General features: G+C 51.2%; 7 protein-coding genes, 2 tRNA genes and 1 rRNA gene. 2 read left to right on the plus strand and 8 right to left on the minus strand.

Annotation, left to right across the window (positions count from 1 at the left end):
* Positions 1-133: 133 nt before the first annotated feature.
* The 4 genes from FDX09_RS18060 to ilvL all read right to left on the minus strand — a co-directional run bounded on the left by FDX09_RS18060 (position 134) and on the right by ilvL (position 3,225).
* Positions 134-1,063, minus strand: coding sequence for a branched-chain amino acid transaminase (locus tag FDX09_RS18060; protein ID WP_003829030.1), 930 nt, complete (start codon positions 1,061-1,063; stop codon positions 134-136).
* Positions 1,064-1,080: 17 nt separating this feature from the next.
* Positions 1,081-1,344: an acetolactate synthase 2 small subunit gene (gene ilvM, locus FDX09_RS18065; protein ID WP_038634609.1), complete on the minus strand. Its 264-nt coding sequence runs from the start codon at positions 1,342-1,344 to the stop codon at positions 1,081-1,083.
* On the minus strand, positions 1,341-2,987 hold the full coding sequence (gene ilvG / locus FDX09_RS18070; protein WP_038634612.1) for an acetolactate synthase 2 catalytic subunit: 1,647 nt from the start codon (positions 2,985-2,987) through the stop codon (positions 1,341-1,343). The genes ilvM and ilvG overlap by 4 nt, the downstream gene beginning before the upstream one ends.
* A 139-nt stretch (positions 2,988-3,126) precedes the next feature.
* The gene (ilvL, locus tag FDX09_RS18075) at positions 3,127-3,225 is read right to left on the minus strand and encodes an ilv operon leader peptide (RefSeq protein WP_001311244.1); all 99 of its coding nucleotides are present in this window, start codon (positions 3,223-3,225) and stop codon (positions 3,127-3,129) included.
* A gap of 352 nt (positions 3,226-3,577) precedes the next feature.
* On the opposite strand from ilvL, the gene FDX09_RS18080 reads away from it, so the two are divergent.
* On the plus strand, positions 3,578-5,098 hold the full coding sequence (locus FDX09_RS18080) for a YifB family Mg chelatase-like AAA ATPase (RefSeq protein ID WP_069325104.1): 1,521 nt from the start codon (positions 3,578-3,580) through the stop codon (positions 5,096-5,098).
* A gap of 24 nt (positions 5,099-5,122) precedes the next feature.
* Here the strand turns inward: FDX09_RS18080 and maoP are convergent, their stop codons facing one another.
* Positions 5,123-5,461, minus strand: coding sequence for a macrodomain Ori organization protein MaoP (gene maoP, locus FDX09_RS18085; RefSeq protein WP_003018025.1), 339 nt, complete (start codon positions 5,459-5,461; stop codon positions 5,123-5,125).
* A gap of 106 nt (positions 5,462-5,567) precedes the next feature.
* On the opposite strand from maoP, the gene hdfR reads away from it, so the two are divergent.
* The gene (hdfR, locus tag FDX09_RS18090) at positions 5,568-6,413 is read left to right on the plus strand and encodes an HTH-type transcriptional regulator HdfR (protein WP_087856748.1); all 846 of its coding nucleotides are present in this window, start codon (positions 5,568-5,570) and stop codon (positions 6,411-6,413) included.
* A 99-nt stretch (positions 6,414-6,512) separates the two neighbouring features.
* Here hdfR and FDX09_RS18095 read toward each other — a convergent pair.
* From FDX09_RS18095 to rrf, 3 genes are all read right to left on the minus strand, one after another.
* Positions 6,513-6,588 (minus strand) — tRNA-Trp (locus tag FDX09_RS18095).
* Between the two features lie 52 nt (positions 6,589-6,640).
* Positions 6,641-6,717: transfer RNA gene (locus FDX09_RS18100), tRNA-Asp, on the minus strand.
* 54 nt (positions 6,718-6,771) lie between these two features.
* Positions 6,772-6,887 (minus strand): 5S ribosomal RNA (rrf, locus tag FDX09_RS18105).
* Positions 6,888-6,990: the final 103 nt, after the last annotated feature.

Consider the following 6,990-nt stretch of genomic DNA (forward strand, 5'->3'; position numbering starts at 1 on the left):
ACTCCCGTCTGTCTTTCCCCTGCATACTTCACGCCGCAGGTGCGTTGGCTGCCTCGCTCACCCCAGTCACTTACTACAATAAGCTCCTGGGACTTCCTGCAACGTGAATTATTTTGGGGAAATATTAATATTGTTATTGGTTTACTGAATCCAACCAGCCGTATTTGTCTTCCGTTTCACCGGTGAAGAGGCCAAAGAAGGCCTGCTGGATGCGTTTGGTGACCGGGCCGCAGCGGCCTTCGCCTACCTGAATACCATCTACGCTGCGTACTGGCGTGATTTCCGCCGCGGTTCCGGACATAAACACTTCGTCGGCCAGGTACAGCGATTCACGGGACAGCACCTGCTCACGCACTTCGATATCAAGATCTTTCGCCAGTTTAATGATGGCATCACGGGTGATACCCGGCAGCGCGGAAGAGGTAAATGGCGGGGTAAACAGAATGCCGTCTTTAACTTCAAACAGGTTCTCGCCCGCGCCTTCGGAAATGTAGCCATTCACGTCCAGCGCAATACCTTCCTGATAACCATGACGACGCGCTTCGCTACCCACCAGCAGCGAAGACAGATAGTTACCGCCCGCTTTAGCAGCGGTAGGGATGGTGTTCGGCGCAACGCGGTTCCAGGAAGAAACCATCGCATCGATCCCCTGTTCCAGCGCTTCTGCGCCGAGGTATGCCCCCCACGGAAACGCGGCGATGATCACATCAGTGGTGTAACCCGCTGGCGGGTTAACGCCCATCCCGACATCGCCAACAAATACCAGCGGACGAATATAGGCGCTGGTCAGGTTGTTTTTGCGGATCACTTCGCGGCAGGCTTCCATCAGTTCATCAACGCTCTGAGAGACCGGAAAACGGTAGATCTTGGCTGAATCACGCAGACGCTGCATATGTTCACGATGACGGAACACCACCGGCCCTTTGTGAGAATCGTAGCAACGGATGCCTTCAAATACAGAAGTACCGTAGTGCAGAGCGTGGGACATCACGTGAACCTTCGCGTCTTCCCAACGAATCATCTCGCCATTAGACCAAATATAATCAGCTTTTTTCGTCGTCATTTTTCTTCCTTTTGCGCTCAGGCGCGGATTTGTTGTGATGTGGTTGTGCTCTGGCAGATAGCAACATGTGCAACGTCTACCAGCTTACTTAACTGACTAAACAGTAAGTCGACCGACCGGGGGCTGGCAACGGTCAATTCGATATTTATATTCTGCGCATCGCTGGCGGCTGCCATATTCATGGAGCACACCTGAAAACCACGATGGCGTACCACGCGTAAAACACGTTCTAACGTTTCCGGATTGAAACGAGCCTCAACGGCGACCTGATGTTGCATCATGATAATTTCTCCAGCATTTCTGAGTTACTGGCGCCAGGCGGCACCAGAGGCCAGACATTCTCAAGTTCGTCGATTGAGACATGAAGCAGGTATGGCCCCTCGCTGTTCAGCATGGTGTCGAGTGCCGCTTCAACCTGGTCTTTACGGGTGATGTGCTGACCAGGTATGCCGAAGGCGCTGGCCAACATGAGAAAATCGGGGTTATCGGTAAGGGTGGTTTCGCTATAACGTTCCTGGAAAAACAGCTGCTGCCATTGTCGCACCATGCCCAAGCGCTGGTTGTCGAGTAAGACTATCTTCAGCGGCAACTGCCTGCGTTTTACGGTGCCCAGTTCTTGTACATTCATCATGAAAGAACCGTCACCGGAGATACAGATTACCGTATCGTTCGGACGAGCCACCTGCGCGCCAACAGCAGCTGGCAGGCCAAAGCCCATCGTACCCAAACCGCTGGAGGTGATGAAATTTTCCGGGCGGGTATAGGTCATATGCTGCGCGGACCACATTTGATGCTGACCAACATCCGTCGTCACCACGCTATCTGCTGGTTTGCGTTCAGACAGCTGTTTTAACAACAGCGGCGCGTAGATAGCGTCACCCGGATGATCATAGCGCCAGGCATGTTCTGCGCGCAGCTCTGCACAGGACTGACGCCATGCGTCGATCTTCAGCGGTTGTTGTAATGCCGGCAACAGCGAATTTAAATCGCCCTGCAACGCGACGTGTGCCTGACGCAGCTTATTCATTTCCGCCGGGTCGATATCCATATGGATGACGCTGGCGTTAGGCGCGAAAGTATTCAGCTTACCGGTTACCCGGTCATCAAAACGTGCGCCCACTGCGATCAGTAAATCACTCTCTTGCACCGCGAAATTCGCCGCCTTAGTACCGTGCATTCCCAGCATGCCCAAATAGTACGGGTAGTCCGCGTTTACTGCGCCCAGGCCTTTCAGCGTGCAAGCGACCGGTATTTGGGTAAGCGCGATAAACTCACGCAGGGCAGAGACCGCCTGCGCCATACCCACGCCACCACCTACGTACAGGATGGGTTTTTGCGCCTGAGCCAGCATTTTACGCGCCTGCTCAACGTCAGCATGCGGGAAAGTCTCTACGTTTCCGACGGTCGTGAAATACGGTTCCAGCGTACCGCTGGCTAACTGGATATCTTTTGGGATATCGACCAGAACGGGGCCCGGACGACCAGAGTTCGCCACGTCGAAAGCTTCTGCCATGATGCGCGGCAGTTCCTCCAGTGACTGCACCAGGAAACTGTGCTTGGTGCAAGACAGAGACATACCGAGAACGTCCACTTCCTGGAACGCATCCGTTCCGATGAAAGGTGATGCAACCTGGCCGGTGATCGCCACAACGGGGACAGAATCTAACAGCGCATCGGCAAGACCGGTGATCAGGTTGGTCGCGCCTGGGCCGGACGTAGCGATACAAACACCGGTTTTACCCGTAGCACGAGCATAACCAATCGCCGCCATCGCCGCGCCCTGCTCATGTCGACACAACAGGTGTTCTACGCCGCCGTCATATAACGCATCATAAACCGGCATAATTGCGCCACCGGGATAACCAAAGACGGTTTGAACCCCTTGTGCACGCAACGCATGTACCACCCACTGTGCCCCATTCATAGTTACATCCCCGCCGTAAATCTTGAGAAACAGAATTTTATGCTACCGTTCACTTTCTGCTCCTCGTGTATGTTTTTAAAGTCAAAAAAAACCCCCGGACCTTTCGGTGCGGGGGTCTTAGTTCGTTAAGGCTTGTTTTCTAAGCCTTTCCTCGTCCAAGTGCAGCCCCGCACGGTGGGATAATAATCACCACCACGCTAATCACGACCAGGCTAATCACTCGTAGAAGGGCTGTCATTTTTATATTTTCTTGCATCTTGTTCGAAGGAATACCTAAAGAGTTACCATAGAATTTGCAAATAACACAAGAATTTTTTTTATTCGTTTTTCTGAGCCCGGTAACGGTTTTGATAAATCGCCTTGTTTTTTATATAAAAAATTAAAAAATGAAAATATTTCACGTTTCAGGTCATGCTTGAGCACACACTCCCCCGCGACAACACCTCATAAATACGTTTGCGAGCGTTATCCCTGGTTTCATGCAAAAGATTTAATTTGCAGAAAAATACGTGAATCAGCATCTAAAATCCGCGATCAAGTTAAATTTTGCCGTGATGCATTACCGCATAATGCCTTCATCAGGAGGAGTTATGTCACTATCGATTGTTCATACACGCGCCGCGCTTGGCGTGAATGCGCCAGCCATTACCATTGAGGTACATATCAGCAATGGTCTACCTGGTTTAACCATGGTGGGATTGCCAGAAACAACGGTGAAAGAGGCCCGCGATCGGGTTCGCAGTGCGATTATTAATAGTGGGTATGAATTCCCGGCGAAGAAGATAACCATTAACCTCGCTCCTGCCGATCTTCCCAAAGAAGGAGGGCGATATGATTTACCTATCGCAGTTGCGCTTCTGGCCGCTTCTGAGCAGCTTACAGCCCATAATCTCGATACCTACGAGCTGGTAGGCGAATTAGCGCTTACAGGCACGCTACGCGGCGTTCCAGGAGCGATTTCAAGCGCAACCGAAGCAATAAGAGCAGGCAGGAGAATTATTGTCGCAAAAGAGAATGCCGCTGAAGTTGGACTGATACATGGTGAAGGGTGTCTGATTGCCGATCACCTACAGTCCGTATGCGCATTTCTCGAAGGGAAGCATGATTTAGACAGACCGTTATCTGCAGACTTCACGCCAGAGCCATTAGCCGATGATCTGAGCGATGTCATCGGTCAGGAACAAGGCAAACGCGGGTTGGAGCTCACTGCGGCTGGCGGTCACAACCTGCTGCTTATCGGCCCTCCGGGGACGGGAAAGACCATGCTGGCCAGTCGCCTCAGAGGACTACTCCCGCCGCTTAGCAACGATGAGGCACTAGAAAGTGCTGCGATACTCAGCCTGGTCAATTCCACTACGATACAAAAACAGTGGAAGCAGCGCCCCTTTCGCTCACCGCATCACAGTGCTTCATTAACCGCCATGGTAGGTGGCGGGTCTATTCCTGCGCCGGGAGAGATCTCTCTGGCGCATAACGGCATACTATTCCTGGATGAATTACCTGAGTTTGAGCGACGTACGTTGGATGCCCTGCGTGAACCTATCGAGTCCGGGCAGATCCATTTATCCCGCACTCGGGCTAAAATAACCTACCCTGCACGCTTTCAACTCATTGCTGCAATGAATCCAAGCCCAACGGGTCATTATCAGGGGAACCATAACCGCTGCACCCCAGAGCAGACGCTGCGTTACCTCAATCGATTATCAGGACCGTTTCTTGACCGTTTCGATCTCTCCCTCGAAATCCCTTTGCCTCCGCCAGGCATACTCAGCCAGAGTGCGATGAAAGGGGAAGATAGTGCAACGGTGAAGCAACGCGTTATCGCCGCACAAGAGCGTCAGTATCGGCGGCAAAATAAGTTAAACGCGCATCTGGACAGTCAGGATATACATGAATATTGCCGACTTCGCAGTGATGATGCGCAGTGGCTTGAAGAGACATTAGCGTATCTCGGATTGTCTATCCGCGCCTGGCTGCGATTGATAAAGGTCGCCCGAACCATCGCGGATCTCGAGCAATGTGATCATATTACCCGTCAGCACTTGCAGGAGGCCGTTGGGTATAGGGCGATAGACAGGTTACTCATTCATTTGCAGAAACTACTGACATAAAAAAAGGGCTTTCGCCCTTTTTTATTAATCATCAGATTCGGTGTAGTCTTCTGCACCTTCCACCTGAGGTTTCCCACCAGACAACGTATGGAAACGTTTTGGACGCTTAATACGCGTCATATACTTAGACCACACGCGTTCGGCTTCGGTAACCGGTTCACGTTCACCACGGCATACCGCAACAAACAGTTTTTCTTCTTCCGTTACCGGCTCACGTTTGCCCAGATCCAGCTCGTTGAAAGCATAACCGTGACGCTCAAGCAGTTGTGCTTCTTTAATGGTGAAATCACCATGACGGGAGAATCCGCGGGGATAATATTTATTGTCGAAATATCGATTAGTCGTCGTAAAGCTTTCCGCCATCCTGCACGCTCCTAATTCTTTGGCCGAGCTATTTATGGCGCGGAGTATTAGTTACGCTTGACAGAGCGTCAAACAAAAGATTTAAATCATCACGACAAATAATTTTATGGAGCGAGTTGTGGATACGGAATTGTTAAAAACTTTCCTGGAGGTTAGCCGGACACGCCACTTTGGCAGGGCTGCTGAAGCGCTCTATCTGACCCAATCGGCGGTTAGTTTTCGGATCAGACAACTGGAAAATCAATTGGGTGTAAATCTGTTCACCCGACACAGAAACAATATCCGTTTAACCGCGGCGGGTGAGAAATTATTGCCTTACGCTGAAACGCTGATGAACACATGGCAAGCAGCGCGCAAGGAGGTCGCGAATACCTCGCGGCATAACGAGTTTTCAATTGGTGCCAGCGCATCCCTTTGGGAATGTATGCTTAATGACTGGTTAAGGCGTTTGTATCAGTCACAGGAACCACAAACCAGCCTGCAGTTTGAAGCGAGAATCGCTCAACGGCAGTCGTTAGTAAAGCAGCTACATGAACGACAGCTTGATCTGCTGATCACCACCGAAACGCCCAAAATGGACGAATTTAGCAGCCAACTGTTGGGATATTTCACGCTGGCGCTCTATTGCAGTTCACCTTCACAAACCAAAGATGAACTGAATTACCTACGCCTGGAATGGGGACCCGATTTTCAACAACACGAAGCAGGACTGATCGCGGGGGATGAAGTGCCGGTACTTACCACCAGTTCGGCAGAACTGGCCAGGCAGCAACTTTCTGTCCTTAAGGGCTTTAGTTGGTTGCCCGTTAACTGGGCTAAAGCCAAAAGCGATCTACACACGGTTACCGACAGCACAACGCTGTCACGTCCTTTATATGCCGTCTGGCTGCAAAACAGCGACAAACATGCCCTTATTTGCGATCTGCTAAGAACAAGTATTCTGGAAGATTAAAGAAAGCACTGGCAAGGATGCCGGAAGCAATACAGCAGAAAGGCACAGCTCAAATTGCAGATAAAAAAAATCCTTAGCAAGGATGCTAAGGATTGTTTCTGGCAGGGGCGGAGAGACTCGAACTCGCGACACCCGGTTTTGGAGACCGGTGCTCTACCAACTGAGCTACGCCCCTAAATTTTTTTATCATTAAGCCTGCTTAGTAGCAGGCTTAATTTTCTAATAAGTGGCGGAACGGACGGGACTCGAACCCGCGACCCCCTGCGTGACAGGCAGGTATTCTAACCAACTGAACTACCGCTCCACCGAATTTCTTTGTCACCACCCGGATTTTCATCCCGGCTTACTGCAATTTGATGCCTGGCAGTTCCCTACTCTCGCATGGGGAGACCCCACACTACCATCGGCGCTACGGCGTTTCACTTCTGAGTTCGGCATGGGGTCAGGTGGGACCACCGCGCTACAGCCGCCAGGCAAATTCTGTTTATTAACCCGCTTCTCGCCGGTTAATGTAATCTGTAATCAAGCTGAAACTGATGTCTGTCTTTCGCCAAAACACCTTCGGCGTTGTAAGGTT

Origin of the sequence: Citrobacter sp. wls717 (genome assembly GCF_005280955.1) — a bacterium.
Lineage (GTDB): Bacteria > Pseudomonadota > Gammaproteobacteria > Enterobacterales > Enterobacteriaceae > Citrobacter > Citrobacter werkmanii.

Coding starts and splice junctions, on each gene's coding strand:
- maoP (WP_003018025.1), bottom strand. CDS start 5,461: ATGGCGGAAAGCTTTACGACGACTAATCGATATTTCGACAATAAATAT.
- FDX09_RS18080 (WP_069325104.1), top strand. CDS start 3,578: ATGTCACTATCGATTGTTCATACACGCGCCGCGCTTGGCGTGAATGCG.
- ilvM (WP_038634609.1), bottom strand. CDS start 1,344: ATGATGCAACATCAGGTCGCCGTTGAGGCTCGTTTCAATCCGGAAACG.
- ilvG (WP_038634612.1), bottom strand. CDS start 2,987: ATGAATGGGGCACAGTGGGTGGTACATGCGTTGCGTGCACAAGGGGTT.
- hdfR (WP_087856748.1), top strand. CDS start 5,568: ATGGAGCGAGTTGTGGATACGGAATTGTTAAAAACTTTCCTGGAGGTT.
- FDX09_RS18060 (WP_003829030.1), bottom strand. CDS start 1,063: ATGACGACGAAAAAAGCTGATTATATTTGGTCTAATGGCGAGATGATT.
- ilvL (WP_001311244.1), bottom strand. CDS start 3,225: ATGACAGCCCTTCTACGAGTGATTAGCCTGGTCGTGATTAGCGTGGTG.